Below are 24,079 nucleotides of genomic sequence, written 5' to 3'. Positions count from 1 at the left end.
ATTCCGAGGAGGACGGCATGAAGATCGAAGTCGTGGTGGACGTGAAGACCACACTGGGCGAAGGACCGCTGTGGGACGTCGAACAGGAGCGCCTCTACTGGATCGACAGCTTCGACGGGCGCGTGTTTCGGGCGACCGCCGACGGACGCGAGATCCGGTCATGGGACGTGCCGATGAAGATCGGCTCAATGGCGCTGCGCAAGGACGGTAGCGGCGCCGTGGTGTCGCTGCAGCGCGGTTTCCATCTGCTCGATTTCGCCTCCGGCGACGTGACGCTGATCCACGATCCCGAGCCGGACAGGCCAATGAACCGGCTCAACGACGGCAAGGTCGACCGGCGCGGCCGCTTCTTCGCCGGCTCGATGGACACGATGGAAGAGGGGCCGTCCGGCGGTCTCTACAGGCTGGATCCGGATTTCTCCGTCACCCGGATCGATTCCGGCATCATCTGTTCCAACGGTCCATGCTGGAGCCCCGACGACCGCACCTTCTATTTCGCCGACACCTGGACCGGCGAGATATGGGCCTACGACTACGACATCGCCACCGGTGCCGCCACCAACAGGCGTACCTTCGTGCGCGTCGACACCAGCCGGGGCGGTGCGGCGGACGGCTCGACCGTCGATGCCGAGGGCTATCTGTGGAATGCGCTGGTCTATGACGGAAGACTGGTGCGCTATGCGCCCGATGGCAGCATCGATCGCATCATCGACATGCCGGTCAAGAAGATCACCAGCGTCATGTTCGGCGGACCGAAGCTAGATATCCTTTACGTCACCTCGATGGCCAAGCCGCCGTTGCCGCGTTTTCCCGGCGACGGCGTTTTGCGCGGCAGCCTGTTCGCCATCACGGGCCTTGGCGTCAAAGGCGTTGCGGAGCCCCGCTTCGGCAGCTGACGCCAGACAAGCGAAGCGCCCGTAGCATACGCGGATCAGGCCTTCGCGCAGGCATCCCAATGAGCGGTCAACGGATCATTGGCCAAACAGGTCCGGGCGAGCCACGTTGAGCCGTTGCACCGTGCGCAGCACTTCGCGCAGATGCGCCGCCATACGCGCGCCTGCCTGCTTTGCCTCGCCGGTCTCCACGGCCTCGAAGATCGCCACATGCTGAGCGAGCAGCGTTTCGAGGTGACCCGGCTCGGGCAGGCTCAGATAGCGCACACGGTCCATCTGCAGCTTGACCACTTGGATCACCCGCCAGCTCTTGGGCAGGCCGGCCTCTTCGCAAAGGCTACGATGGAAGCCCTCGTCGAGCTCAAGAAACAGCTCGCGGTCGCCCTCGGCCACTGCCTTGGCCTGCTGGGCAAGATTCACCCTGCCTGCCGCGATGAAGGCGCTCGAACCGTGTCCGGCCAGCTTCTGCACGACGGAGACCTCGAGTGCCTCGCGAATGAACTGCGCTTCCTCGACGTCACTTAGCCGGATCGGCGCGACGAAGCTGCCGCGTTGCGGCAGGATGTCGATCAGCCCTTCATCGGCAAGCCGGATCAGCGCCTCGCGCACGGGTGTCCGGCTGACACCGAGCTGCTGGGCTAGGTCCTGTTCGCTGAGCGCTTCCGACGGCAACATCGCCAGCGTCGTGATGGCGCGGCGCAGGCGCTCGTAGATCTGCGGTGAGATCGGCATGCGATTGTTGACCGGCTCCAGCACCCGCGAGGGTTCGCGCTGACCGGCGGTTTTCAGCCTGGCAGCACTGCCTGAAAATCTGGTCGCCCCCGAAAGCTTGGTCCCCATGACGAATCCGTTGCTGTGAATGGCGCTGCACTGCTCCGGTCATGACACCGCGCACGTCCCAACTCAAGCGGCAAGCAGGATTGAAGCTGTGTTGACATACTACCATGGTAGTGTGTATGACGCCAGCAGGCTAGGGGAGAGGAGCCGGCATGAAGATCACGGACATCAAGGCGACCACCATCACCGTTCCGCTGGAAGCAGCATTGCGGCACAGCAACGGTACGCATTGGGGACGCTTTGTCCGCACCGTGGTCGAGGTCGAGACCGACGAAGGCATTGTTGGGCTCGGCGAGATGGGCGGTGGTGGCGCCGGCGCCGAACTCGCTTTCGCCGGCCTGAAATCCTACCTGGTCGGCCATGACCCTTTCGATCTCAACCGGATGCGCTACGCCATCTGCAATCCGACGGCGTCGCTCTACAACAACCGCACGCAGCTGCACGCAGCGCTGGAATTCGCCTGTCTCGACATCATCGGCAAGAAGCTCGGCGTGCCGGTCTACCAATTGCTTGGCGGGCGCGTGCGCGACCGGATCGGCTTCGCCTCCTATCTGTTCTTCCGTTATGCCGACCGCCGCAGCGGCAAGGGCGAAGTCCGCACCATCGATCAATTGCTCGAGCATGCCCGCGCGCTCAAGGCCGAACATGGTTTTCACGCCCACAAGCTCAAGGCCGGCGTGTTTCACCCCGACTATGAGTTGGAATGTTTCAGGGCGCTCGCCGCCGAATTTCCTGCCGATACGCTGCGCTACGATCCGAACGCAGCCCTGTCAGTCGAAGAGGCGCTGCGTTTCGGCCAAGCCATCTCCGATCTCAGGAACGACTATTTCGAGGACCCGACCTGGGGCCTGGCCGGCATGCGCCGCTTACGCGAGAAGCTCTCCATCCCGCTGGCCACCAACACCATCGTCATCGATTTCGAACAGCTCGCCACCAATGTGCGCGACCCTGCGGTTGACGTGATCCTGCTCGACACCACCTTCTGGGGCGGCATCCGCGCCTGCGTGCGCGCGGCGCAGATCTGCGACACGTTCGGTCTCGGTATTGCGGTGCATTCCTCTGGCGAACTCGGCATCCAGCTCGCCACCATGCTGCATCTTGGCGCAGTGCTGCCCAACCTCGTCTTCACCGCCGACGCGCATTATCACCACCTTGCCGACGACATCATCGTCGGCGGCAAGATGCTCTACGAGAATGGTGCGATCGCGGTGCCGGAGGCACCGGGCCTCGGCGTCGAACTCGATCGTGACAAACTCGCCACCTATGCCGAACTCTATCGCTCGCTGGGCGGCTATGCCTACGACCGCGATCCCGGCCGTCCGGGCTGGTATCCGCTGCTGCCCAACACTAATTTCGCCGACCATTTGAACGATGCCGTGCCTGATCTCGGGCTGGGCTGACATTTTCCGTTCGAAAGGATCGTCGGGAGGACGCTATGACTTTCAACCGGAGGAGAACAACAATGAGCAAGACCACAGCCTTATTCATTGCAGCCATGCTCGGCTGCACCAGCTTTGCAGCGCTGGACGCGCGCGCCTATGAAGGCGTCGCCAAGGGCGACACTTCGGCCAAGAAGATCGCCTTCAGCAATTCCTACGCCGGCAATTCCTTCCGCCAGGTGATGATCAAGAGCTTCGAGGAAATGGGCGCCAAGGCCGTGGCCGACAAGCAGATCGCCGCAACAGCCGTCGTCAGCTCGAACAATTCGGTGACCGAACAGGCGAGCCAGATCGAGAACCTGATCCTGCAGGGCTACGATGCGATCATCGTCCTTGCCGGCTCCGACACCGCACTCAATGGCGCCATCAAGGATGCCTGCAATGCCGGTATCACGGTCGTCGCCTTCGCCAGCGGCGTCACCGAGCCTTGCGCCTATGTCGTCGACTACAACCTCGATTCCTATGCCAAGGCCGAACTGGATTTCATCTCCAGCAAGCTCGGCGACAAGCCGGCCAACATCCTCGAGATCCGCGGTATGGCCGGCGACGGTTTCGACAAGCGCCTGCATGAGGGCGTCGAGAAGGCGATGAAGGCGCACGCCAGCTACAAGGCTGTCGGCGAGGTCTATGGTCAGTGGACGGCCACCGTGGCACAAAAGGAAGTGTCGGGCATCCTGCCGTCGTTGCCTCAGGTCGATGCGGTGCTGACGCAGGGCGGCGACGGCTATGGCGCGGCGCAGGCATTCAAGGCCGCCAGCCGGCCGCTGCCGATCATCATCATGGGCAACCGCCAGGACGAATTGGCGCTGTGGAAGCAGGAGCATGATGCCGGCGGCTACGAAACCTTCTCGCTGGGCGCCACGCCCAGCGTCTCGCAGGTCGCGTTCTGGGTCGCGCAGCAGATCCTGGCCGGCAAGCAGGTGCCGAAATTCGTCGAGGTGCCGCTCCTGCAGATCAATCAGCCTGACCTCGACGCCTGGCTGAAGACGGTTCCCGCAGGCGGCGTGGTCAATGCCGAATACCCGCAGGAGCTGGTGGCCAAGATCATCGACGCCAACGTGAAGAAGGAGCCTCTGCCGGGCGTTCCCGCGCCGAAATGAGCAGCATGGCCGAATGATGAACGATCCCACGTCGCCCAAAAGGGACGCAGCAGAGACGGTCAATGCCGACGGCCTCCTCATCGAGGTGCGCGATGTCCGCAAGCACTATGATGCCGTGCATGCCCTGGGCGGCGTGGATTTTCATCTCAAACCCGGCGAGGTCGTTGGCCTTGTCGGTCACAACGGCGCCGGCAAGTCGACGCTGATGAACGTGCTGGCCGGCACCATCGAGCGCAGCAGCGGCAGCTTTCGCCTCGGCGGACGTGAGATCGGTGCCTGGAGTGCGGCCAGTGCCCAGCAGGCCGGTCTGCGCTGTATCTTCCAGGAACTGTCGCTCTGCGCCAATTTGACGTCGGCGGAAAACACCCGCATCGTGCACAGGTCCTTGCGTGGGTTGGGCTGGCGGCGGCGCGCGCGCCAGGTGATTGGTCCGGTGCTGGACGAGATCTTCCCTGGCCACGGCATCGATCTCGACAGGAAGGTCGCCGACCTGCCGATCGGCGAGCGACAGATGGTCGAGATCGCCCGCGCCTTCACGCAGACCAGCATCAAATTGCGCGCCGTCATTCTCGATGAGCCGACCTCGGCGCTCGGCCATGAGGCGACGGAACAACTGCTCGCCCACATTCGTCGTGCCGCAGGGCGTGGCATCGCCTGCATCCTGATCACCCATCGCCTCAACGAGATCCTCGCCGTCTGCGACCGCACCGTCGTCATGGTCGACGGCAAGGTCGTCGCCGAGCGGCCCACCGCCGGCCTGTCACGCGCCGCGCTGGTCGAGTTGATGGGAAGCATCGAACGGCCGCGTGAGCGCACGGCCGGCAAGGTGGCCTCGGTGCAAGCTCCGGTTATCCGGCATGCGGGTCGCGACACCACAGATCTGACCATCGACGTCGGCAAGGGTGAGGTCATCGGCTTCGCCGGGCTCGACGGCCACGGCCAGCGCGAGCGGCTGCGCGCGATGTTTTATGCCTCGCGCCGGCAACGCGAGGCCTTGCCGGGTGCCTATGTCGCCGGCGACCGCGGCTCGGAAGGCGTGTTTTCGCTGTGGTCTATCGCCGACAATCTGACCATCCGCAGCCTGAATGCACTGACGCGGGGCGGCATGATTTCAGGCGCCGCCGCCCGCAAGCTGGCCGAGACCTGGTCGAACAGGCTCAACGTCAAGGCGCCTTCGATCGACACGCCGATCCTGTCGCTGTCCGGCGGCAACCAGCAGAAGGTGCTGTTCGCCCGCGCGCTGTCGTCGGACGCCGAGGTGATCTTCCTCGACGATCCGATGCGCGGCGTCGATGTCGGCACCAAGCAGGAGGTCTACCGGCTGATCCGCGCGGAAGCCGAGAACGGACGCGCCTTCGTCTGGTACACAACCGAACTCGAAGAGCTGACCAATTGCGAGCGCATCTATGTCTTCCGCGAGGGCCGCGCCGTGACCAGGTTGGAAGGCGAGGCCATCGAGACCGGCCGTATCCTGCAGGCGTCGTTCGGAGGCGACCATGTCTGACGCGCCTGCCCGAGTTCCGGCCCGTTCTCCTTCCAATCCGCGCTCGGCCTTGCTCAATGCGATGCAGGTCGGCCTGCCGGCAATCGCGCTGCTGGTCATGCTGGCCATCATCTTCAGCATCCGCCCGGCGGCGATGAGCTATTTCGGCTTCCATCTGCTGTTCAAGCTCTCGGTGCCGCTGGTCTTTGCCGCACTGGCGCAGATGATGGTGATCATGCTGGGCGACATCGACCTGTCGAACGGCGCCTTTGTCGGGCTGATCACCTGCATCACGGCGCTCTATCTCGGGGATGCGCCGGCAATTGCGGCGCTGTGCTACCTGGTCCTGATCGCCGCCTATGCCGGCTTCGGCCTGCTTATTCATGCACGGCAATTGCCCTCGATCATCGTGACGCTGGGCATGTCCTTCATCTGGCTCGGCATCGCCGTCATCCTACTGCCGGCACCGGGTGGCTCGGCACCCGCATGGCTTGCCGCCTTCATGAGCTGGCAGCCGCCTTTGATGCCGCTGTCGATCTGGCTGGCGGCACTGGCGGCGCTTGCCGGCCATCTCGTCATCTCACGCTCCTCCTATGGCGTGGTGTTGCGCGGCGCAGGCGGCAATCCGCGCGCCGTCCAGCGCGCCGGCTGGTCCGTTGTCGGCATCCGCGTCGCTGTCTATGCCGCCGCCGGCCTGCTCGCCTGTCTGGCCGGGCTGACGCTGACCGGCCTCACCACATCGGGCGACGCCAATGTCGCGCCGGCCTATACGCTGCTCGGCGTCGGCGCGGTGATCCTCGGCGGTGGCGCTTTCACCGGTGGCGTCGTCTCGCCGGTCGGCACGGTGGTCGGCGCTCTGACGCTGTCGCTCGCGGGCTCGCTTTTGTCTTTCCTGCAGGTGCCGCCGACATGGCAGATCGGTGCCCAGGGCGTTATCCTGTTTCTCGTGCTGGCCGGGCGCGTGCTTTTGTCGGAGCGGGCGCGATGACCCGAAGATTGAGCCTCGCGCCGTGGACCTACGGCTTCATCGTGGCGCTCGCAATGTGGGTGGTGACATCAGCCTATTCCGGTATCGACAGCGCCGGCGCCACGCTCTCGGGGGCGCTCGCCTTCGGTGCCTTCAGCGTTGTGGTGGGAACCGGGCAGATGTTCGTCGTCGCCTCCGGGCCGGGCAATATCGACCTGTCCGTGCCATCCGTGCTGACGCTGGCCGCCTATGTATCGATAACGGTCATGCAAGGGTCCGACGGCATGCTGCTGCCTGGCCTGCTTGCAGCACTTGCCGTCGGCGCCGTCGCGGGTGCCGCTAACTTCCTTGCCATCGTCGCGCTCAGGCTGCCGCCGATCATCGCAACGCTCGCCTGGAGCTTCGTCTTCCAGTCGCTTGCCTTTAATCTCGGCGGCCAGGCGACACTGAAGCCGCCGGCCGGCCTTTCCCGGTTTACCTTGATGAACCTTGGCGGCGTCCAATTCATGCCGATCGCGGTGATGGTGCTGACGCTGGTCGCCATGGTCGTCCTCAAACGCACGGTCTGGGGCCGGCAATTGCTGGCCACCGGCCAGAGCGAACCGGCGGCGCGGCTCGCCGGCATCAACGTCGCCCGGGTGCGGTTGATTGCCTATATGCTGTGCGGCACGGCGGCAGCGCTCGCCGGCTTCCTGCTTGCCGGCTTCAGCGGCGGGGCAGCACTCAACATGGGTGACGCCTATCTGATGGAATCGATCGCCGTGGTGGTGCTTGGCGGCACCAGCGTCGCCGGTGGACAGGCCAACGCGGTAGGCATATGGGGGGCTGCGCTGTTCTTCAACCTGATGTCCACCATGCTCAACACCTTTGGCATCCAGGCAGGCGTGCGCTTCCTTTTGACCGGCGTGCTGATCATCCTGATCGTCGCTCTCGTGCCGAGGCCTCGCGTCAGATGACACCCGCCACCGATACGCTCGCCGGGCTGTTCGAAACAAAGGCAGTTTCCTTCGTCGACCTGACGCATCCGATGAAGCCCGGCATGCCGGTGTGGCCGACGCACCCGCATTACTGCCAGGAGATGGTGGAATCCTATGACCGCGGCGACGTCGCCTGCAACCATGCGTTGGCTATGAGCGAGCACACCGGCACGCATTTCGACGCGCCGGTCCATTTCATCCGCGGCGGTGCTGCCATCTCGGACATTCCGGTCGAGCGTTTCTTCGGCCGCATGGTGACGATCGATGCGCGGGACTGCGCGCCCCGGCAGGCGGTCGAGCCGGATTCTATCTTCGCTTTCGAGGCCGAACAGGGCTGCGTACGGCAGGGCGACGCCGTGTTCTTCCGTTTCGGCTGGGACCGGTTCTGGGACGATCCGGCCGCGTTTCTCGCCGACTGGCCCGGCCTGTCGCGGCAAGCAAGCGAATTGCTGGTCGAGCGCGGTGCGCGCATCGTCGGTTCGGACTGCCTGTCGATCGATTGTTTCGGCAGCGAGGATTTCCCGGCGCACAATACGTTGCTTTCAGCCGGCATCCTGATCGGCGAGAATTTCGCACGGCTTGGTGACTTGCCGCCTCGGTGCTTCCTGATCAGCTTGCCGCTGGCGATCGAAGGCGGCACCGGATCACCGCTGCGCGCCATCGCGCTGGTCGAGGGCTAAACCGGCTCAAGAGAAATCCAGCTGGACCTTGAGCGTGCGCTGAGGTTCCTTCTCGATCAGGTCGAAGGCGGCGCGCGCCTCCGTCGCCGCGAAGACCTGTGTGATCATGCCTTGCGGATCGAGCCGCTTGTCGGCCAGCCATTCGACGACGCGCGGCAACAGCCGGCGGTTCAGGCGCGAGCCGACGATGGTCAGTTCCTTGCGCACCACTTCCTGCTGGCTGAGGTTGGATGGGGCGTCCGAAAAGCCGAGCAGGCCGATGCGGCCCGCCGGGCTGGCCAGCCGGCAAGCCTCGTCAAGAAGTGCGGGAATGCCGGCGCCGTCAATGACCAGCGTCGGGCCAAGACCGTCATTTTCACCGCGCACCGCGGCCGGCACGGGATCGCGCACGGAGTGAATCACCCTGTCGGCGCCGAAGCGGAGCGCTCGCTCCAGGCGGGCTTCGTCGATATCGGCAACGATGCAGCGTGCGCCCTTGAGCTTGGCGACCTGCAGGACAGTGACGCCGACCGTGCCGGCGCCATAGATCAGCGCCGTGTCCTCGGGTCCGCAACCGGTACGATCAAGCACATTGGCGGCGATGGAAAACGGCTCGGCCAGTGCCGCCAGCCCAAACGGCATATCCCTTGGAACCGGTATGACATTTGCCGCCGGCACCGCCACGAAGGCGCGAAAACCGCCGTCGCGGTGAACGCCCATCACTTCGAGGTTGGCGCAGACATTGGAGCGGCCGACCCGGCAGGGATAGCAGTGGCCGCACGACACCACGGGATCGACCACCACGCGGTCTCCCACCGCTATGCCGGTCACATTGCGTCCGAGCGCTGTTACGGTGCCGGCGAATTCATGGCCGATGATGCGCGGATAGACGGCGAACGGATTGGAGCCGTGCAATATGTGAATGTCGGAGCCGCAGATGCCGGCACGGCTGACATGAACGACGACTTCGCCAGTGCCGGGCTCTGGCATGGCGCCCTGCCGGACTTCCAGCGACTGCGGTGCGCGAACGAGAACTTCAAGCATGGCCTCACCACTTGTATACTAGTCGACAAGTGGCTCAATCTCGCTGTGCCGTCAAGACGCAAGCGCTCATGGCGGCGGTAAGACGGCCTCTTACCTGACACGTTCCTTCACGAAATCGGGACGGGCGTCCGCTGAAACGCAAATGTGCCTGGCGACGGCAGTTCGGACTCCCAATGCGCTGTCCTGCCGATCTCCTCTCGAAGGGGTCGGCAGTCAAAATTTTTTGACTTCCATCAAAGAGGAAATGACTACCGCTTGCCTGCTTGTCGGACCATAAGACAGGCCGTGTGATCGGGCCTCGGCTGGCTTGCCGCACGGAAGGCGACCTTGCCTTTGAACGCGGACGCGCCACCTGGAATAGAGCAGCCGCTTGCATGACGGAATTGGCAATAGAATTGGAACAGCCTCAATTTGCCACCGAGCGCGACCCGAGGCTGAGATTGATCATCCCAATCATCGTCGCCATCGCCTTTCTGATGGAGCAGCTCGATTCCACCATCATCACCACCGCGATCCCCGCCATCGCACGCAGTCTCGACACGACGCCCGTCAGGCTGAACCTGGCGATCACCACCTACATTCTGACGCTGGCCGTATTCATTCCCGTCAGCGGCTGGTTCGCCGACAGGTTCGGTGCGCGAAAAGTGTTCGCGCTGGCGCTTTTCACCTTCACCCTCGGCTCGGCGCTGTGCGGCATGGCCAACAGTTTCGGCATGCTGCTGGCGATGCGCGCCCTGCAGGGGCTGGGCGGCGCCATGATGACGCCGGTCGGGCGGCTGATCCTGCTGCGCAGCTTCCCACGCAGCGGGCTGATCACCGCCATGACCTACACGACCTTGCCCGCCATCATGGGGCCTGTGATCGGGCCGCTGCTCGGCGGCCTGTTGACCACTTATGCCTCATGGCGCTGGATATTCTATGTCAACGTGCCATTCGGTTGCCTCGGCATTCTGGCGGCGCTGCGCTTCGTCGACGATTTCCGCGAGGAAGCGGTGCAACGCTTCGACTTTGCCGGGTTCCTGATGGTCGGATGCGGAGTCGCGCTGCTGCAGTTCGGACTGGAAAGCATCGGTAGGCCAATCATCTCCGTTTCGGCGACAGCGTTGGTGTTGGCCGCGGCGATCCTGCTGCTGCTCGCCTTCGGGCGCTATGCGCGCCGCGTCGTTGCACCGGCAGTCGATCTGACACTGTTTCGATTTCGCTCGTTCTGGGTCGGTACGCTCGCAGGCGGCCTGTGCCGCGTTGGCCTCAATGGCGTGCCTTTCCTGTTGCCGCTGATGCTGCAGGTCGGCTTTGGCATGAGCCCGGTCACCTCGGGCTCGCTGACATTCGTCGGCAGCTTCGGCGCCTTGCTCATTCGGCCGCTGCTGTCGCCGCTGTTGCGGCGCTTCGGTTTCAATGTCGTGCTGATCGGCAGCGCGGTGGTTGGTTCCGCCGCTGTCGGGGGCTTCGCCTTGATCGAAGCCGATACGCCGCACTGGATGATCGGCCTTTACGCCTTTGTCTTCGGGGTCATCCGGTCGGCGCAGTTCATGACCTCCAACACGCTTTCCTACGCCGACCTGCCGGCCGACAAGCTCAGCCGCGCCACCAGTCTCGGCGGCGTCCTGCAGCAACTCAGCGTTTCCCTGGGCGTTTCGATCGCCGCCATGGTGCTGGGCCTTGTCGCAGGAGAAACCCACATCGTGACAGCGGAACGCTTCCACCAGGTGTTCCTGCTGACCGCGGTCATCCCGTTGCTGTCCGTCCCCGGCTTCCTGTACCTGCGTGCCGAGGACGGCGTGCAGGTCAGCGGTCATGTTCGATCGGGTAATTCTCGCAAATGATGCCAGATGCATTCTGCGTTCAAAAAGGATTGCCTCGCCGGATCGGTCGATTATCATGAACGGCGATACCGTATGGCTGAGGGCAGCCCCACAGCGCTCTTGGCGGCGGATAGTGGGAAATGATCGCGCTGGCGAAACGGGAAAACGCGATGGTGTGGGTTAAGAAGCCTTCGGCTGACGAGAAGCTGGCCATGGCTGCCACTTGCGAGCGTTTCATCGCCGAGGTTCTGAAGCCTCGGTTCATCCACGGCCAGCCGAATCGGCTCGACCATCCGCTAGACATTTTCGGCAAGTGGCGAGGAAGCAAATACGGTTTCTCAGCGCGCTACCGTTCGGATGACGGTGAAGAATTCAACGCTCCCTTCGCCCGGCTCGATCATGTGGAGGAGCATCTCGCCGAGACCCGGTTCGACCTCATGTGGCACAGGCACACCGGAGCATGTGGGCGGCTGCATGCGACCGTTACGTTGGACGAAGCCCTGCGTCTCATCTCGGCTGACTCGAGGCTCCAGCCGCCACTATGAACCGCAAGAACAGCCGACCCCGTTTCGATGTCGATGCCCTGCGCGATCTTGTCGGCACCAAGGTGTACTCGCGCGGCGAGGCCTACTGGCGTGACGGGCTGGTGCAACTGCTGACCGTTGGGCCCAAGCGCGTGCTGGCGCAGGTTGCCGGCACGGAGGACTACCGTGTTGAACTGACGGGGCGTGGCGAGTCGGTCGACGGTTCGTGTTCCTGCCGCGCCTTCGGCGACTGGGGCTATTGCAAGCATTTGGTGGCGACGGCGCTGGCGGCAAACGCGATGGGCAGCGACACGGAAGCGCAAAGCATCGATGTGTTCACGCGTATACGCGAACATCTGGAAGGCAAGAACAAGGCGGCGCTTGTCGATATGATCATGGATGTCGTCGAGCGCGATCCTATCCTGTTGCGTAGGCTGGAAATGGCCACGCTGACTACGCAAGACGGCGACGAGGCGGCCATCGAGGCGCGTCTCGGCAAGATGATCGACGGCGCAACCGCCACGAATGGCTTCATAGATTACCGCGAGGCGCCCGACTGGGCCCAAGGTGTGGACGAGGCGCTCGATGTGATCGCCTCGGTCTCGAGCAAGCATGCGGGCATCGTTATACGGCTCGCTATGCGAGCCATCGATCGGATCGAGGCTGCCATCGAGGTCGTGGACGATTCCGATGGCCATTGCGCCCCACTTCTCGACCGGGCATGCGAAATTCACTGCAACGCTGTCTCGGAGGCGCCTTGCGAACCCTTGTCCCTGGCGCGTGACCTGTTCGCGCGCGAGATGAATGGTGGCTACGACACCTTCGGTGGCGCGGCTGAGCGCTATGGCGATATCCTCGGCGAGGAAGGATTGGCCGAATACCGTCGCCTGGCCAACGAAGCCTGGAATGAACTGCCCGCAACCGCCGGCAAGAATCGGATAGGTCACGGACTGTCCGGCGACCATTTCAGGCTGCAGGAAATCCTCGACTTCTTTGCTGACCGCGATGGCGACCTCGAGGCACGCATCGCCCTTCGCGCCAAGCATCTGTCCTCACAGCAAGCCTATCTGCAAGTCGCCAAATTCTGCCTCTCGCACGGTCGCGCCGAAGAGGCTTTGCGCAGGGCCGAGGACGGCCTGTGGGTGTTCGAGGATGATCGACCCGACGAGCGGCTCATTTCCTTTGTAGTCGACCTGCTGACCACGGCCGGTCGCGATGCGGACGCCGAAGCGCATCTGTGGCGCGCATTCGAGAAGGCACCGAGCTTCGGACTGTATCAACGGCTGTGCAAGACGGGCACGGCGACGCGCGATCGAGTAATCGAGCGCCTCCAGTCCAGGCTAGCGCGCGAGAAGCCGTCCGCCTGGCATTATCCGGCCGATCTGCTCATCAGCATCTTGATTGAGGAGAAGCAGTTTGATCTGGCGTGGGCGAACACGCGCGCACATGGCGCTTCCGAAGGACTGAAGGAAAAGCTCGCGCAGGTCAGTGAAGCCACGCATCCGCGCGAGGCACTGAAGATCTATGCGGAACGCGTAAACCAACTGGCCCAGTTTGGCGGTAACGGCGCCTATGCAGAAGCGTCAACCCTGATCGGCCGTATGGCCGGCCTGCGCGGCGCGTCCGAACATGCCGCGTATCTGGCGGATGTGAAAGACCGCTTCGGCCGCAAGCGCAATTTCATGAAACTGTTGGCCTGACATGCGGCGCGCGGCGATTGACGAGCAAAATCGCTACATGCTGGAACGCCAGCAGCAGTTCCGCGCGGCGGCGGATGTCGTCACCGATGCTTGGACGCGTTTTCGAGAGGTGGGGGCGGTGGCCGTTATCGGCTCTGTCGCGAAGCCGCTTTGGAAAGAGGTGCCGCGCTTCAGCGAATTCCGGCGCGCTCGGATCGAGGTCTGGCATGAATGTAGCGATCTCGACCTGGCGCTTTGGCTTGACTCGCAGGCTCGTCTAGGCGAACTGCGTCGCGCCGCCGCTCTTGCCCTGCGTGAGGCGTTTGAGAAGGGAACAGGGATCAGCGTTGCCGATCACCAGCTAGACGTTTTTCTGATCGAACCCGGCAGCGACAGATATCTGGGCCGGCTCTGCAAGTTCAGTCAGTGTCCGAAGGGAAAGCTCGACTGCCTGGTTCCCGGGTGTGGCGAGATCGCCTTCAACAAGTGCGTTGCCGACTTCACGCCGCATGCTGATCTGCTCGCCCCAGCTCAAGGCGCGATGCTCTACAAGCGTGGTGTCGGGCGGATGCGCTCCGCGCTTGACCTGCCGCAGACTGGCTGAAAGCCCGCAGGGCTGGGCGAGCCGCGCCTTCAGTGCTTCAGACGATCGTCTCATATGCGCGAATCGGGACGTTGCCTTGCGGAGGCGGGTGGCGTCTTGCGGAGGAAGTCTGCTTGGCGCGGGCAGTGTGTATACGGGCATACCTATATCCGCATGGGTTTTTCAATTAGGCTCGATGCTGTGTGAAAACGGGGAGCATCGATTGCGAGGATTTGCGGAAAGCGTGATGCAGGGGCCGCGGACCGTGGCCGAACAGGTCGCCAATGTCCTGCGCGAAGCGATTGCCAGTGGAACCATCAGGGCGGGCACGCCGCTGCGCCAGGATGAATTGGCCGAGCAGTTTGGCTTCAGCCGCATGCCAATTCGTGACGCCCTTCGCCAATTGGAAGCCGAAGGTATTGTTTCCATTCATCCCACAAAAGGCGCGCAGGTCGCCCGGATGGACGGCGCCGAGATCAGTGAAATCTACGCGCTACGCGAGCTGCTCGAAAGCGAGGCGCTCCGGCTTTCGGTACCCAGCCTCTCCGGCGCGAAGTTCGACGAGGCCGAACAGGTGCTCGACCAGATCGACGCGGAGCGCAATGTCGGCCGATGGGGTGCGCTGAACCGTGCCTTTCATCTGGCTCTCTACGATGCCTGTGGCAACCATCGATTGCTCGGCCTGATCGAGGCGCACCACAATGCCGCCGATCGCTACGTCCGCATCCTGCTGTCGAACCTGGACTATCGCAGCCGCTCGCAGACGGAGCATCGCGAGCTGCTGGCCGCCTGCCGGCGGCGCGACGGCGACAGGGCCATAAGCATTCTGAGGCAGCATCTTCGCGAAGGAAGCGAGACGCTGGTCCGCGCGATCAGGGAAGATGGCCTGTCGCGAGAATCCTGACGGCGTGGCTCATGGGCATGCGATGGGCTTCAGCCCTGCGCCGGCCTGCGTTCGACGATGTAGACGTGGTCGGCCGCCAGCACCACTTCGCCGCGCTGGTTGATCACCTCGCAGCGTTCGATCACCCGTCCCGCCCCCGGCCTCTTCGGGTCGTCTTCCCTGGCCGTAATTGTCGTGCGCGTCCGGATCGTGTCGCCGATGAACACCGGCTTGATGAAGCGCAGCCGGTCATAGCCATAGGAAAAGGCAACAGGATTGATGACGGTTGCCGTCAGCCCGATGCCGACCGAGAACACCAGCGTGCCGTGCGCGATGCGCTGGCCGAATGGCGTCGTCTTCATGAACTCGGCGTCCATGTGGTGCGGGAAGAAATCGCCGGTGTGGCCGGCATGGACGATGAAGTCGGTCTCGGTGATGGTGCGGCCGCTGGTCAGGCGCGACGCGCCAATCTCATAGTCTTCGAAATACTGAATCCGTTCCATCAGGGTCTTTCCGCAATCGGCGTCGCCGGTGCCGCACTCGACTGATACGCCGCCTCGACCAGCGCCATCGTGCTCCACGCGTCCTCGACCGGGCTGATCAGCGTAGCATCTTCTCCGGTGGCAAAACGCTGGACATTGGCCATGCGGCCGACGAAGGCGTCGGGAAACCACTCGCCGGCCAAGGGCACTGCGATCCAGTCCGTCCCGCCTTTCGGATAGATTTCCAGCACATCCGGCTCACCTGTGGGATAATCGAGGTTGAGACCCAACTTGAGATAGGCTGCTCCCTCGGTGCCGCAGATGCGGAACTCGCAGGCTTGGTGCCGGCGGCCGAACTTGTGGTCGTGGTTGATCGACAGCGCGCAGCGCATGGTGTTGCCATAGTCGAGAATGGCGCTGGTGCGCGTCTGCGCCACGGCATGATTGGGATGGCCGAGCGTCTTAGCGTGCACGCCCTTGGGGTCGCCGAGCAATTGCCTGATCAGGTCGAGATAGTGGATCGAATGCATGGCGATCTCGACGCGCGGCGCCTTGAGCAGGAATTCCCAAAGCTGCCACGGTGTCGCCAGCGCCAGCCAGGCATCGAAGTCGACGATCTCGCCGAGCCAGCCCTTGCCGACGGCATCTTTGAGCGCCAGCATCATCGGCGCGAAGCGCAATTGGAAGTTCACCGCTGCGTGCAGCTTCCGGGCGCGGCAGATCTCGAGGATCGCGGTCGCCTCGGCAAGATTGCTGCCCATCGGCTTCTGGATCAGCGCCACCGCGCCATCAGGCAAGGACTTCAGCACATCGGCATGACGCGACGGCGGGGTGGCAAGGTCGAAGATCGCGCCCTCGACGGCAGCAGCTTCTTCGACCGACCCAAAGGCCGTCACGCCCCATTGGCTGGCCAGCTTTTCGGCCCTGGTATGATCAGGATCATAAAGCCCGGCAACCGGAAAGCCGGCCTTCCGGTAGGCCGGGAAATGCGCGTCGCCGACGATCGATCCGGCGCCGAAGGTGACGATCTGCCGGGGCTTGGAGGGTTTTGGCCAGGATTGAACGAGCAAGGCAGGGTCGAAACCGCCTTCAGTCATGATGGAAGACCTCATCCATCTCGGCCCACCACTCGCCCTCTTTGCGCGTCGCCAGCGGCTCCTGGCACGGCATGCAGACCGCCCACCATTCCTGCGTCTTCGGATCGGCCGCCATCTTCGCCATGTCGGCCTCGTAGTCGCTGCCGTGGTATTCGAAGGTGCTGAACAGCACGTTCTCCGGCCGCTTCAGGTAGATCGAGTAGTTCTTGATGTTGCAGGCGGAGATCATGGCCAGCACGTCGGGCCAGACGGCGGCATGGAGGCGGACATACTCCTCGACCTTTTCCGGCTTCAGCCCCAGAACCATTCCCATCCGCTGCATATCATTCTCCTATTTCGTGATCGCCGTGGTGAATTCGGCGATGCTCATGGCCTTGACCGCGTCCCAGTCCCAATCGATGCCGATGCCGGGTTCGTCGGGCGCCAGCGCCTGGCCATCCTCGATGCGGAGGCGCTTGCCGGTCAACTGGTCGAGTTGCGGAATGTACTCGACATATCGGCCGTTCTGAACAGCGCAGGTCAGGCTGACATGCAGCTCCATCAGGAAATGCGGGCAGACCGGAATGTCGAAGGCCTCCGCCGCGTGCGCGATCTTGAGCCAGGGCGTGATGCCGCCGATGCGGCCGACATCGACCTGCACGATCGAGCAGGCGCCTTTCTGCATGTACTCGCGAAAATGGCGAATGGAGTAGAGCGACTCGCCGATGGCAATCGGCGTCGGCGTCGAGTTCGACAACCGCACATGCCCGTCAATGTCGTCGGCCGGCAGTGGCTCCTCGATCCAGGCGAGGTCGAGGTCGCGTAATCTTGCCGCGCGCCGGATCGCCTCGTCGACCGAAAAGCCCTGATTGGCGTCGGTCATGATCTCGTAGCCGTCGCCGACCGCCTTGCGCACCGCCGACAGGCGCGCCAGATCTTCCGAGCCGTGCGGCCTGCCGATCTTCACCTTCGAGCCGCGAAAGCCCTTGGCCTTGGCGGCCAGCGCATCGTCGACCAGCGCCTGCGTCTCGATGTGCAGCCAGCCGCCTTCGGTCGTGTACAGCGGGCAGCGGTCCTTGGCGCCGCCGGCCAGCTTCCACAAAGGCAGGTTCTGCTTCTTTGCCCGTAGGTCCCACAGTGCTGTATCGATGGCCGCGATGGCGATGGCGGTGATGGCGCCGATGGTCGTGGCATGCGTGGCGAATTCGAGATCGTGCCAGATTGCCTCGATCATGTCGGGGTCGCGGCCGATCAGGCGCGGCACCAGATGGTCGGACAAAAGCCGCATCACCGACGAGCCGCCGGTGCCGATCGTGTAGCTGTAGCCGGTGCCGACCGCACCGTCGGAATCGGTGATGGTGACGATAGGCGTTTCCTGGCTGACGAAGCTCTGGATGGCGTCGGTGCGCTTGACCTTGGGCACAAGGTCCACCATCCGAAGGTCGACTTTCTCAATTTTGGCCATGCCGATCAGCTCCGCAATGTCTTTCCGGTCTCGGTTGCAAACAGGTGCGCCTGCGACATGTCGAGGCTCATGGCGACCCGCTCGCCCGGCCGCAGTGGCCTCGGGTTCAGCATGCGCGACACCCAGTCCGTACCGTTGAATTCGACGAATACCAGCGTCTCGTTGCCGAGCGGTTCGGTCACCGTGATCGGCAGTTCGATCTGGTGTACGTCTGCCGCGCCACCGGAACTGATGCCATGGCCGGTTGGATAGATGTCGTCGGGCCGCAGCCCGAACACGATCTTGTCGCCGGTGGCGACATTGGTTTTGAACTGGCCGGGCAGCGGCAGCTTTTCGCCGCTGGCGAAAACCATCTGGCCGTCATCGATCGTCGCCTCATGCAGGTTCATCGGCGGCGAGCCGATGAAGCCGGCAACGAAGCGGGTTGCCGGCCGCCGGAAAACCTCGTCGGGCGTGCCGACCTGTTCGATATGGCCGTCGCGCATGATGACGATGCGATCGGCCAGCGTCATCGCTTCGACCTGGTCATGGGTGACGTAGATCACTGTCGACTGCACCTTGGCATGCAGCTTCTTGATCTCGGTGCGCATCTGCGTGCGTAGCTTGGCGTCGAGATTGGAAAGCGGCTCGTCGAACAGGAAGACGTCAGGATCGCGCACGATGGCGCGGCCCATGGCGACGCGCTGGCGCTGACCGCCGGACAGTTGTGAGGGGCGGCGATCGAGCAACGTGTCGAGGCCGAGGATGGCCGAGGCTTCGGCGACACGGCGATCCATGTCTTCCTTGGCGGCACCGGCGATCTTCAGGGAGAAGCCGAGATTCTCGCGCACCGTCATGTGCGGATAGAGCGCGTAGGATTGGAACACCATCGAGATGTTGCGCGAGCGCGGCGGCAGGTCGTTGACGATGCGCCCGCCGATCTCGATCGAGCCGGCGCTGATCTCTTCCAGTCCGGCGATCATGCGCAGCGTCGTCGACTTGCCGCAACCAGAGGGGCCGACCAGCGCGATGAATTCGCGGTCGGCGATCTCGAGATCGATGCCGTGCACGATCCCGATATTGCCGTAGCGCTTGGTCAGCTTGGTGAGGGTAACGGTTGCCATGGTATCAGCCTTTCACCGCGCCGGAGGTCAGGCCGCCGACAAGGTGTTTCTGGACGACGTAGGTGAGGGTGAGCGCCGGGATGATCATCACCACGGCCAGCGCGCACATGCCGCGCCAATCGATGGTGAACTCGGCCGTGTAATCGAGCAGGCCGACCGGCAGCGTCTTGGCGCTCACCGAGCGGGTCAGCTGCGAGGCCAGCGCGAACTCGTTCCAGCAGGTCAGGAAGGCGAAGATCGCGGCCGACGCGATGCCCGGCCCGGCAAGCGGGAACTCGACCTGCCAGAACGCCTGCCAGCGCGTGCAGCCGTCGATCTGTGCCGCCTCCGCGAGGTCCTTGGGCACCTGGCGGAAGAAGCCGTCGATCAGCCAGATCGTGAATGGCACGTTGAGGGCGACATAGGCAAGGATCAGCCCGAAATGCGTATCGATGATGCCGAGCCGCACATAAAGGAAGAACAGTGGCAGCGAGAGCGCAATGCCCGGCACGGTGCGCGTCAGCATCAGGCCGAGGAAGACGCTCGATTTGCCGCGAAAACGATAGCGGGCGAACGCATAGCCGCCGGCCATGCCGATGGCCACCGCAATGACCGTCGAGGTCACCGAGATGATCAGTGAGTTGCGGAAGTACTCGATGACAGGGATGCCGCCCTTGCCGATGCCTGAGAACATGGCGACATAGGCGTCGAATGAAATCTCCTGCGGGATCCAGACAGGTGGCTTGGCCATGATCTCGACCGTCGGCCGTAGCGACGAGATGACGATCCACAGGCCCGGCAGGCAGATGGTCAGCATCGCCAGGAACAGGCCGATGCGATAGACGACGCCCAGCAGCCGGCGCTTCAGGCGGGCGGAAGAATTCTCGTCCATCACCACTCCGCACCGATCTGCGTGCGCGCCGCGGCGAGCTTGTTGAAGAAGTGGACGGTGAAGGCGATCGACAGCAGGATCGAGAAATAGGCCATGGCGTTGGCCATGCCCATGCGCCCGTCGCTGTAGGCGGTGCGGGCCACCAGGGTCCATAGCAGTTCGGTGCGGCCCGCCGGTCCGCCATCGGTCATGATCTTGACGATGTCATAGGCGCGCGCGACGTCGAGCGAGCGAATGGTCATGGCGATGTACGCGAAAGGCATGACGAACGGCCACGTCACATAGCGGAATGTCTGCCACGGCGTGCAGCCGTCGACCCGCGCCGCCTCGATCGGCTCCTTGGGCATGGCGAGCAGACCGGCGAGGATCAGGATGGCGAAGATCGCCGTCGACGACCAGATCTCGGCGATCGAGATGGCGATGAAGGCGAGATGGCCCTCGATCAGCCACGGTATGGCGTCTTGCGTGATGCCGAGCGACTGCAGCGCATTGTTCACCAGTCCGATATTGTCGTTGAACATAAACTTGAACTGAAAGCCGACCAGGATCGGCGAAAACATCATCGGAAACATCATCAGCGTGCGCAGGATGCGCTGGCCGCGTGTCGCTTTCTCGACCAGCATGGCAAGCCCAAGGCCAAGCAGCATTTCGAGATTGAGCGCGATGGTCAGCAGCAGCACCGTGCGACCGAACGCCCACCAGAAATCAGTGTTGGACAGGATCGAAAGATAGTTCCGGATGCCGATGAAGACGTAGAACGTTTCGGGCCGCGTCAGGCGGAACGGCGTGAAGCTGGAGTAAAGGGACAACAGCAACGGCACAACGACAACCGCCGCCAGCACGATCATGGCCGGAAGCAGCAGCAGGAATGGCGCGGATGGCTTGAAGCCCTTCATCAGAATCCTTGAGGTGTTTGCATTTGGACGGCCGTGAGTGGGCCGGGGGCGATGGGTTAGCGTAAATCGCTGGCCGCGAAACACGATCGCCTCCCCCATTTCCGATGGGGGAGGCAGCCTTGGGAGCCCGTTTCTAGAGCTTGCCGGCGTCCTGGAGGATTTGCGTCGCCTTGGCGGCCGCATCGTCCAGTGCCTGCTTGGAGGTCTTGTCACCGAGGATCGCCGCCTGCAATTCGGGATAGACGGCGTTCGAGATCTCGATCCATTCAGGCGTCTGCGGCACGGCAAACGCGTGCTTGGCCTCTTCCTGGAAGGCGGTAAGAACCTCCTTCTTGTAAGGATCGTTTTCGGCCTGCTTCAAATCCCAGTCCCACACCGCGGTGCGGGTCGGCAGCGGGCCTGCGGCGGCCTCGAGCTTCTGGCTGTCTTCGTTGGTCAGCCACCACACCAGGGAAGCCGCGGCCTCCTTGTTGGGGCAATTCCCGGTCACCGAGAAGCCATGGAAACCCGACCAGCCGGTGCGTTTGCCGGACGAGCCCTTCGGCGAGACTTTCACGCCGACATTGCCGGCGACCTTCGACGACTTCGGATCGTTGAAGAAGCCAGCCCAGCCCGGCCAGTCCAGGTTGATGGCGACGGTGCCGGACGCAAAGCCCTGGCCGAGATCGTCCCAGAGATAGTTGGTGGTTCCGGCCGGTACGGCCTTGGCCTTGTAGAGGTTGACGAACCAGTCGAGCGCCCGGATGCCGGCCTCGGAATTGAAGACCGGCTTGCCGTCCTTGTCGAGATACTCGCCGCCTTCAGCGACAACCATCTCGTAGAAGCGGCCGTTGATCGCCTCTTCCTTGCCGGCGAACTGCGTGCCGTAGAAATTGGGTGGGTTGGCGAAGAACTGGGCCTGGTCGGTCACTTCCTTCCAGGTGTCCGGCGGCACCAAATCATAGCCGTACTTCGCCTTGAACTTGGTCTTGTTGTCGGCGTTCTCGTACAGGCTCTTCTGGTAGTAGAGCGCCGAAACGTCGAACTGCGCACGCGGCAGCATCTCCAACTTGCCGTCGATGGTTGCGGACGTGATCGTCGACGGCACGAAAGCGTCGATCTCTTCCTTGGGCAGCAATTTGCTGAGGTCGGTGTAAAGGCCCGTATATTGCGGCGCAAAGGACGAATGGTTCCAGCCGACGCACCAGTTGGTGCTGCCCGAGGCGATGTCGGACTTGAGCTCCTTGTCGATGTCGAAGCCGTTCTTCTTGGTCAGGATGTTGACCTTGGCGCCGGTCGCCTTCTCCCATTCGGGAATGCGCTCGTAGAGCTTTTCATATTGCTGGCCGCCGATCAGCTTCACGTCGACGGTCACGCCTTCGAACTTGCCGGGCAGGTCGCCGGCAAGGGCAGCGCCCGCACCTGACGCGAGCAACAATGCACCGGCGCACACGCCGGACAGCAGTCTGTTCATTGGTATCCTCCCTTGGTGCCGCCTCCGCGGCGACCGCAACTCGTCTGATGACAAGAAGTGCTACATTCATATACAAACAAAACATTCATAGACACGTCAAGGCGAAATTTGTTTCCGCCGCGCACGTTCCTGCGTATATGAAGGGTGAAATTCACTGGAGGATGAGCCCATGGACGACAGCGAAGACGAGCGCTATCGCGCGCCGGCGCTCGACAAGGGGCTCGATATCCTTGAACTGCTGGCGGGCGTCGACGGCGGCCTGACCCAGGCAGAAATCGCCAAGAAACTCGACCGCAGCCCCAACGAATTCTACCGTATGCTCGACCGGCTGGTGCGGCGCGGCTATGTCACCAGGCTCGACGGCGACCGCTATTCGCTGACGCTCAAGCTGTTCGGTCTGGCACAGTTGCACGCGCCGGTTCGGCGGCTGGTCTCCTATGCGACGCCGCTGATGCGTGAGCTTGCCGAGACATCGCAGCAGGCCAACCAACTCGTTGTTTTTGATCGCGGTTCTGCCGTCGTCATCGGCCAGCAAGAAGCACCGAACTACTGGGGCATATCGATCCGGGTCGGCTCCCATATCAGTCTGTTCGACACCGGCTCGGGACATGTGCTGCTCGCTTTCCGCTCACCGGAAGAGCGCCAGATGATGATTTCCGAACACGTCCGCAGCACCGACAAGACGGCGCAATCGACCGAGTTCTTCACCCGTCTCGACCAGATCCGCGACCGTGGCTACGAGATGATGGCCTCGATGCAGACAGCCGGCGTCTTCAACCTGTCCGCCCCGGTGCGCAGTTCCGACGGCAAGGCGATCGCCGCGCTGTCGATTCCCTACATCACGGTGGTCAACGCGCCTTCCGCGCCCGACATCACCAGGACGATCGAACTGTTGCTGGCAACGTGTGAAAAGCTGTCGCACCTTGCTGGATCAGCAGTCGGCTCATCGGTGTGAATTCTTATTTGAATGAAGAATTCCCCCGTGAGATGATTTGAAAAGCCAGAGGGAGGAGCCTCACCATGATCATCGATACCCATCTTCACCTGATCGATCGCTCGGCCCTGCGCTATCCCTGGCTCGCCGGCGTGCCGGCGCTCAACCGCGATTTCTCCTATGAGGAATACGCCGTGGAGGCGCAGCGTGTCGGCGTAGGGCGTGTGCTGCATATGGAGGTCGATGTCGATGCGGCCGACATCGAAGCCGAGACCGCTCGTGTGGAAGGACTGTCACGGCAGTCCGGCAGCATGCTGGCCGGGGTGATCGCGTCCTGCCGTCCTGAGGAAGGGGACTTCGCGGCCTATCTCGAACGGCAGCGGGCAAACCCGTTCGTAAAAGGCTTTCGCCGCGTCCTCCACGTCGTGCCCGACGAGCTCTCGGAAGGTGCGGTGTTTCGCGCCAGCATAAAGCGGCTTGGCGGCACCGGCCTGACCTTCGATCTCGTCGTGCTGCCGCACCAGATCCCCAGGGCGATCGTGCTTGCCGACCTGGCACCCGATGTGACGTTCGTCCTCGACCATTGCGGCGTCCCCGACATCAAAGGCAAGAGCGAACATCCATGGCGCGAGCATATGAGCGACATCGCCCGGCGCCCGAATGTCATGGCCAAAATCTCCGGTGTCGTCGCCTATGCCGATGCCGGCAGCTGGACGGTTGAGACGTTGCGGCCGTACGTCGAGCACACCATCAATTCATTCGGCTGGGACCGCGTCGTCTGGGGCAGCGACTGGCCGGTCTGCACGCTAGGCGGCGGTCTGTCGACCTGGGTGGCGGCGACCCATGCATTGCTCTCGGGCTGCAGCATCTCCGAGCGCGACAGGCTGTTGTCCGGCAATGCCCGCAAGCTGTGGCGGCTCGACTGA

At 63.2% G+C, this 24,079-nt stretch carries 24 protein-coding genes; 14 read left to right on the top strand and 10 right to left on the bottom strand.

Features of this window, described 5'->3' with window-relative positions; all coding sequences use genetic code 11:
* Positions 1-17: 17 nt before the first annotated feature.
* Positions 18-896 (top strand): SMP-30/gluconolactonase/LRE family protein, encoded by an 879-nt coding sequence (locus NKI69_RS17690; protein ID WP_023808885.1) that lies wholly within the window; start codon positions 18-20, stop codon positions 894-896.
* A 75-nt stretch (positions 897-971) separates the two neighbouring features.
* On the opposite strand, the gene NKI69_RS17685 is transcribed toward NKI69_RS17690, so the two are convergent.
* Complete coding sequence (locus NKI69_RS17685) at positions 972-1,733, bottom strand: GntR family transcriptional regulator (protein ID WP_128302340.1); 762 nt, start codon at positions 1,731-1,733, stop codon at positions 972-974.
* 149 nt (positions 1,734-1,882) lie between these two features.
* On the opposite strand from NKI69_RS17685, the gene NKI69_RS17680 reads away from it, so the two are divergent.
* The 6 genes from NKI69_RS17680 (at position 1,883) to NKI69_RS17655 (ending at position 8,376) form a co-directional block, all read left to right on the top strand.
* The gene (locus tag NKI69_RS17680) at positions 1,883-3,130 is read left to right on the top strand and encodes an enolase C-terminal domain-like protein (RefSeq protein ID WP_023808883.1); all 1,248 of its coding nucleotides are present in this window, start codon (positions 1,883-1,885) and stop codon (positions 3,128-3,130) included.
* 62 nt (positions 3,131-3,192) lie between these two features.
* Positions 3,193-4,269 carry an ABC transporter substrate-binding protein gene (locus NKI69_RS17675; protein ID WP_023808882.1) on the top strand — a complete coding sequence of 359 codons (1,077 nt, stop codon included), beginning with the start codon at positions 3,193-3,195 and terminating at the stop codon, positions 4,267-4,269.
* A gap of 13 nt (positions 4,270-4,282) precedes the next feature.
* A complete protein-coding gene (locus NKI69_RS17670; RefSeq protein ID WP_023808881.1) occupies positions 4,283-5,773 on the top strand; it encodes a sugar ABC transporter ATP-binding protein in 1,491 nt (496 codons plus the stop codon).
* Positions 5,774-5,834: 61 nt separating this feature from the next.
* Complete coding sequence (locus tag NKI69_RS17665; protein ID WP_352440117.1) at positions 5,835-6,740, top strand: ABC transporter permease; 906 nt, start codon at positions 5,835-5,837, stop codon at positions 6,738-6,740.
* A complete protein-coding gene (locus NKI69_RS17660; RefSeq protein ID WP_023808879.1) occupies positions 6,737-7,675 on the top strand; it encodes an ABC transporter permease in 939 nt (312 codons plus the stop codon). Before NKI69_RS17665 ends, NKI69_RS17660 begins: the two co-directional genes overlap by 4 nt.
* Positions 7,672-8,376, top strand: coding sequence for a cyclase family protein (locus NKI69_RS17655; protein ID WP_023808878.1), 705 nt, complete (start codon positions 7,672-7,674; stop codon positions 8,374-8,376). Before NKI69_RS17660 ends, NKI69_RS17655 begins: the two co-directional genes overlap by 4 nt.
* 6 nt (positions 8,377-8,382) lie before the next feature.
* Here NKI69_RS17655 and NKI69_RS17650 read toward each other — a convergent pair whose 3' ends face one another.
* Positions 8,383-9,399 carry a Zn-dependent oxidoreductase gene (locus NKI69_RS17650; RefSeq protein WP_128302346.1) on the bottom strand — a complete coding sequence of 339 codons (1,017 nt, stop codon included), beginning with the start codon at positions 9,397-9,399 and terminating at the stop codon, positions 8,383-8,385.
* 374 nt (positions 9,400-9,773) lie between these two features.
* Here NKI69_RS17650 and NKI69_RS17645 point away from each other — a divergent pair, with 374 nt between their 5' ends.
* The 5 genes from NKI69_RS17645 to NKI69_RS17625 all read left to right on the top strand — a co-directional run bounded on the left by NKI69_RS17645 (position 9,774) and on the right by NKI69_RS17625 (position 14,894).
* Positions 9,774-11,225, top strand: coding sequence for a DHA2 family efflux MFS transporter permease subunit (locus NKI69_RS17645; protein ID WP_128302347.1), 1,452 nt, complete (start codon positions 9,774-9,776; stop codon positions 11,223-11,225).
* Positions 11,226-11,344: 119 nt separating this feature from the next.
* The gene (locus NKI69_RS17640) at positions 11,345-11,749 is read left to right on the top strand and encodes a DUF3024 domain-containing protein (protein ID WP_245273055.1); all 405 of its coding nucleotides are present in this window, start codon (positions 11,345-11,347) and stop codon (positions 11,747-11,749) included.
* On the top strand, positions 11,746-13,428 hold the full coding sequence (locus NKI69_RS17635) for an SWIM zinc finger family protein (RefSeq protein WP_023808874.1): 1,683 nt from the start codon (positions 11,746-11,748) through the stop codon (positions 13,426-13,428). Before NKI69_RS17640 ends, NKI69_RS17635 begins: the two co-directional genes overlap by 4 nt.
* A gap of 1 nt (position 13,429) precedes the next feature.
* Positions 13,430-14,011, top strand: coding sequence for a hypothetical protein (locus NKI69_RS17630; RefSeq protein ID WP_023808873.1), 582 nt, complete (start codon positions 13,430-13,432; stop codon positions 14,009-14,011).
* A 127-nt stretch (positions 14,012-14,138) separates the two neighbouring features.
* Positions 14,139-14,894, top strand: a complete 756-nt coding sequence (locus tag NKI69_RS17625) for a GntR family transcriptional regulator (protein WP_502900181.1) — start codon at positions 14,139-14,141, stop codon at positions 14,892-14,894.
* 29 nt (positions 14,895-14,923) lie between these two features.
* On the opposite strand, the gene NKI69_RS17620 is transcribed toward NKI69_RS17625, so the two are convergent.
* From NKI69_RS17620 to NKI69_RS17585, 8 genes are all read right to left on the bottom strand, one after another.
* The gene (locus tag NKI69_RS17620; RefSeq protein WP_023808871.1) at positions 14,924-15,376 is read right to left on the bottom strand and encodes a MaoC/PaaZ C-terminal domain-containing protein; all 453 of its coding nucleotides are present in this window, start codon (positions 15,374-15,376) and stop codon (positions 14,924-14,926) included.
* Entirely contained in the window at positions 15,376-16,452 is a 1,077-nt protein-coding gene (locus NKI69_RS17615; protein WP_023808870.1) for a Gfo/Idh/MocA family protein, read from the bottom strand. Before NKI69_RS17615 ends, NKI69_RS17620 begins: the two co-directional genes overlap by 1 nt.
* A complete protein-coding gene (locus NKI69_RS17610) occupies positions 16,445-16,774 on the bottom strand; it encodes an L-rhamnose mutarotase (protein WP_023808869.1) in 330 nt (109 codons plus the stop codon). Before NKI69_RS17610 ends, NKI69_RS17615 begins: the two co-directional genes overlap by 8 nt.
* Positions 16,775-16,783: 9 nt before the next feature.
* Complete coding sequence (locus tag NKI69_RS17605) at positions 16,784-17,896, bottom strand: mandelate racemase/muconate lactonizing enzyme family protein (protein WP_023808868.1); 1,113 nt, start codon at positions 17,894-17,896, stop codon at positions 16,784-16,786.
* Between the two features lie 5 nt (positions 17,897-17,901).
* Positions 17,902-18,999 (bottom strand): ABC transporter ATP-binding protein, encoded by a 1,098-nt coding sequence (locus NKI69_RS17600; RefSeq protein WP_352722204.1) that lies wholly within the window; start codon positions 18,997-18,999, stop codon positions 17,902-17,904.
* A gap of 4 nt (positions 19,000-19,003) precedes the next feature.
* Positions 19,004-19,870 (bottom strand): carbohydrate ABC transporter permease, encoded by an 867-nt coding sequence (locus tag NKI69_RS17595; RefSeq protein ID WP_352673941.1) that lies wholly within the window; start codon positions 19,868-19,870, stop codon positions 19,004-19,006.
* The gene (locus NKI69_RS17590) at positions 19,870-20,766 is read right to left on the bottom strand and encodes a carbohydrate ABC transporter permease (protein WP_352722201.1); all 897 of its coding nucleotides are present in this window, start codon (positions 20,764-20,766) and stop codon (positions 19,870-19,872) included. Before NKI69_RS17590 ends, NKI69_RS17595 begins: the two co-directional genes overlap by 1 nt.
* A 133-nt stretch (positions 20,767-20,899) precedes the next feature.
* Entirely contained in the window at positions 20,900-22,219 is a 1,320-nt protein-coding gene (locus NKI69_RS17585) for an ABC transporter substrate-binding protein (protein WP_352722199.1), read from the bottom strand.
* 169 nt (positions 22,220-22,388) lie between these two features.
* On the opposite strand from NKI69_RS17585, the gene NKI69_RS17580 reads away from it, so the two are divergent.
* A complete protein-coding gene (locus NKI69_RS17580) occupies positions 22,389-23,174 on the top strand; it encodes an IclR family transcriptional regulator (RefSeq protein ID WP_023808863.1) in 786 nt (261 codons plus the stop codon).
* A gap of 65 nt (positions 23,175-23,239) precedes the next feature.
* Positions 23,240-24,079: an amidohydrolase family protein gene (locus NKI69_RS17575; protein WP_352722197.1), complete on the top strand. Its 840-nt coding sequence runs from the start codon at positions 23,240-23,242 to the stop codon at positions 24,077-24,079.

The sequence above is a fragment of the Mesorhizobium sp. M0491 genome, assembly GCF_040321265.1.
Taxonomy (GTDB): Bacteria; Pseudomonadota; Alphaproteobacteria; order Rhizobiales; family Rhizobiaceae; genus Mesorhizobium.
The sequence above is the reverse complement of the archived record's forward strand: the minus strand, read 5'-3'. Positions and strand labels throughout refer to the sequence as shown.

Excerpts from the sequence above, each read along its gene's own strand:
- NKI69_RS17690 (WP_023808885.1), top strand. The coding sequence starts at position 18 with ATGAAGATCGAAGTCGTGGTGGACGTGAAGACCACACTGGGCGAAGGA.
- NKI69_RS17685 (WP_128302340.1), bottom strand. The coding sequence starts at position 1,733 with ATGGGGACCAAGCTTTCGGGGGCGACCAGATTTTCAGGCAGTGCTGCC.
- NKI69_RS17680 (WP_023808883.1), top strand. The coding sequence starts at position 1,883 with ATGAAGATCACGGACATCAAGGCGACCACCATCACCGTTCCGCTGGAA.
- NKI69_RS17675 (WP_023808882.1), top strand. The coding sequence starts at position 3,193 with ATGAGCAAGACCACAGCCTTATTCATTGCAGCCATGCTCGGCTGCACC.
- NKI69_RS17670 (WP_023808881.1), top strand. The coding sequence starts at position 4,283 with ATGATGAACGATCCCACGTCGCCCAAAAGGGACGCAGCAGAGACGGTC.
- NKI69_RS17665 (WP_352440117.1), top strand. The coding sequence starts at position 5,835 with ATGCAGGTCGGCCTGCCGGCAATCGCGCTGCTGGTCATGCTGGCCATC.
- NKI69_RS17660 (WP_023808879.1), top strand. The coding sequence starts at position 6,737 with ATGACCCGAAGATTGAGCCTCGCGCCGTGGACCTACGGCTTCATCGTG.
- NKI69_RS17655 (WP_023808878.1), top strand. The coding sequence starts at position 7,672 with ATGACACCCGCCACCGATACGCTCGCCGGGCTGTTCGAAACAAAGGCA.
- NKI69_RS17650 (WP_128302346.1), bottom strand. The coding sequence starts at position 9,399 with ATGCTTGAAGTTCTCGTTCGCGCACCGCAGTCGCTGGAAGTCCGGCAG.
- NKI69_RS17645 (WP_128302347.1), top strand. The coding sequence starts at position 9,774 with ATGACGGAATTGGCAATAGAATTGGAACAGCCTCAATTTGCCACCGAG.
- NKI69_RS17640 (WP_245273055.1), top strand. The coding sequence starts at position 11,345 with ATGATCGCGCTGGCGAAACGGGAAAACGCGATGGTGTGGGTTAAGAAG.
- NKI69_RS17635 (WP_023808874.1), top strand. The coding sequence starts at position 11,746 with ATGAACCGCAAGAACAGCCGACCCCGTTTCGATGTCGATGCCCTGCGC.
- NKI69_RS17630 (WP_023808873.1), top strand. The coding sequence starts at position 13,430 with ATGCGGCGCGCGGCGATTGACGAGCAAAATCGCTACATGCTGGAACGC.
- NKI69_RS17620 (WP_023808871.1), bottom strand. The coding sequence starts at position 15,376 with ATGGAACGGATTCAGTATTTCGAAGACTATGAGATTGGCGCGTCGCGC.
- NKI69_RS17615 (WP_023808870.1), bottom strand. The coding sequence starts at position 16,452 with ATGACTGAAGGCGGTTTCGACCCTGCCTTGCTCGTTCAATCCTGGCCA.
- NKI69_RS17610 (WP_023808869.1), bottom strand. The coding sequence starts at position 16,774 with ATGCAGCGGATGGGAATGGTTCTGGGGCTGAAGCCGGAAAAGGTCGAG.
- NKI69_RS17605 (WP_023808868.1), bottom strand. The coding sequence starts at position 17,896 with ATGGCCAAAATTGAGAAAGTCGACCTTCGGATGGTGGACCTTGTGCCC.
- NKI69_RS17600 (WP_352722204.1), bottom strand. The coding sequence starts at position 18,999 with ATGGCAACCGTTACCCTCACCAAGCTGACCAAGCGCTACGGCAATATC.
- NKI69_RS17595 (WP_352673941.1), bottom strand. The coding sequence starts at position 19,870 with ATGGACGAGAATTCTTCCGCCCGCCTGAAGCGCCGGCTGCTGGGCGTC.
- NKI69_RS17590 (WP_352722201.1), bottom strand. The coding sequence starts at position 20,766 with ATGAAGGGCTTCAAGCCATCCGCGCCATTCCTGCTGCTGCTTCCGGCC.
- NKI69_RS17585 (WP_352722199.1), bottom strand. The coding sequence starts at position 22,219 with ATGAACAGACTGCTGTCCGGCGTGTGCGCCGGTGCATTGTTGCTCGCG.
- NKI69_RS17580 (WP_023808863.1), top strand. The coding sequence starts at position 22,389 with ATGGACGACAGCGAAGACGAGCGCTATCGCGCGCCGGCGCTCGACAAG.
- NKI69_RS17575 (WP_352722197.1), top strand. The coding sequence starts at position 23,240 with ATGATCATCGATACCCATCTTCACCTGATCGATCGCTCGGCCCTGCGC.